Raw genomic sequence first — 1,832 nt, 5'->3', positions numbered from 1 at the left:
TCACGAAAGATCGAGGCTAACGCACATACGAGTGGTCGCAAGGCGAGCACGCGACTGCGATGACGTTGTTCGATTGCTTCTGACGTTGCGACAGAGCAAAATTGACCTGCGCTGGAGTGCACACCCGGGGTTCTGGCGCTAGCTCAGTAGGGTGGGGGGCATGGGCACGGAGAGTCGGACTTTTGGATCTTGGCGCTTGCGAGGCGGGCGTTACGAGCAACCGGGCCTGCCTGTTGAAGTCTTGGCAGAGTTCGCCAGGTATGAACGCTTGGTTGTGGACGTGGCCCGAGGTCTCTACAAACAGCGCCATGCGACGCGGCAACGCGTACCCAGGGGATTCGCCTCATCTTTTTCGCTTCGGCTGTCCGATATTCAGCCTGGCAGTGTTATTCCCGTTCTAGAGCGGACTATCGTCGACGCGGATGCACTCTTTGATGATCGCGATGCAGGCATCTTCGAAGAAGCCAGGATGGTAATTCAGGATGCACTACGTTCGATTCAGGCGGGATCGGGCATTCCTCGCAACTTCCCTCCGCACGCGTTGCGTGAGTTTTCCAGTTTCGGGAGGACTCTGCGAGATGAAGAGTTCATTGAATTCGATAGTGAGACTCCTAAAGCTGTAATTTACTCACAGTCAGTCCGCCGTCAGATTCAGGAACAGGCACGCCTCGAAAGGTTTGAGATTGAGACGCCCGTCTACGGGCAAGTTACCGGCGTTAGCGCGGATAGAGGCACCTTTGAATTCCGTCTGACTCGGGGTGAGAGGGTGATTCTTGGGCGCTTTTCCTCGGATGACATCGTCGCGGATCTGAGGCAATATCTTGATCGCTCGACAATGGCGCCAACCGTGGCCATCAGCGCTGTGGCTATTCAGTCGATGGATGAAGAGATCATTGAGATCCAGGATGTTCTTTCCGTTGAACCCGTTCTGCCGGCTGATTGGTCTGATCGCCTGAGTGAGCTGCACGACCTTGAGGCTGGATGGCTGGACGGGGTTGGGCGGCAGGTGAGTAGAAAAGTCCTCCGCGAGGTTGAGTCGCTTCTACTCGAATTTCTCGATGAGCAAGTGCAGCGTCCTTACATCTTCCCGACAGAAGATGGTGGCGTACAGCTTGAGTGGCCTTACGTCGCAGGGGAAGTAACGCTGACTGTCACGGCGGATGGGAAAGTCGAAGCTTACGCATTCTCAAAGTCGGATGACCAAGAGGATGATAAGACGTTTGACTGGCGGCAGTTGAGTGAGATTACAGAGTTCGTGATCGGGGGAATCACAAAGTATGCCGACTGATGGCTCGAACCTTCGGCCTGGTGAGATCGAGATAACGGATCAGGAAGAGAGGCTTTGGCGCCAAGTTCACCCGATCTGGATTCATGACGGTCGAGTCACCAGTCAAGTTTTCAGTCCCACCCCGAAGGATTCAGGCGAGGTATCTGTAACTAGAGCTTCGCTCGTTAGTCCCGAGGACGCTCATCAGCATCACACCGAAACGCTGGGTTTGAAGTCGATTGGCGTTTATTGCGTCGATGTTGCAGAGGTTCAAGAGGTAGACCTCAGAGCCGTTGACGACTCTCAAGTTGACGACGGCGAAGAGCGCCCTCCGGCGCATGCCTTTGTTGACTTCAAGGCTGTTGCGAGTCCCAAGCAACAGAAGAAGCGCGCGAGTCTCTTGCGTGACAAGGCTGAGAAGCGCGGATGGCAATACGGGCCGATTGCCTGAGGGTCGTCCTCGGTTTGTCTCACGCGCACATGCCATCAGTCGATGCTCGTAGTCGTTGTGGACGTCTTCGTTCGGACGTCCACAACGACTGACTAGCCTCGATCTTTCGTGATG

Annotated in this window: 2 protein-coding genes; both read left to right on the top strand. The window is 55.2% G+C overall.

Annotated elements, in window-relative coordinates; translation table 11 throughout:
* The first annotated feature begins 160 nt into the window (after positions 1-160).
* Positions 161-1,288 carry a hypothetical protein gene (locus tag AOK08_RS46260; protein WP_157877017.1) on the top strand — a complete coding sequence of 376 codons (1,128 nt, stop codon included), beginning with the start codon at positions 161-163 and terminating at the stop codon, positions 1,286-1,288.
* Positions 1,278-1,718: a hypothetical protein gene (locus AOK08_RS46255; protein WP_157877016.1), complete on the top strand. Its 441-nt coding sequence runs from the start codon at positions 1,278-1,280 to the stop codon at positions 1,716-1,718. The genes AOK08_RS46260 and AOK08_RS46255 overlap by 11 nt, the downstream gene beginning before the upstream one ends.
* The last annotated feature ends 114 nt before the right edge of the window (positions 1,719-1,832 follow it).

Origin of the sequence: Streptomyces graminilatus (genome assembly GCF_001418565.1) — a bacterium.
Taxonomy (GTDB): Bacteria; Actinomycetota; Actinomycetes; order Streptomycetales; family Streptomycetaceae; genus Streptomyces; species Streptomyces graminilatus.
The sequence above is the reverse complement of the archived record's forward strand: the minus strand, read 5'-3'. Positions and strand labels throughout refer to the sequence as shown.

Excerpts from the sequence above, each read along its gene's own strand:
- AOK08_RS46255 (WP_157877016.1), top strand. The coding sequence starts at position 1,278 with ATGCCGACTGATGGCTCGAACCTTCGGCCTGGTGAGATCGAGATAACG.
- AOK08_RS46260 (WP_157877017.1), top strand. The coding sequence starts at position 161 with ATGGGCACGGAGAGTCGGACTTTTGGATCTTGGCGCTTGCGAGGCGGG.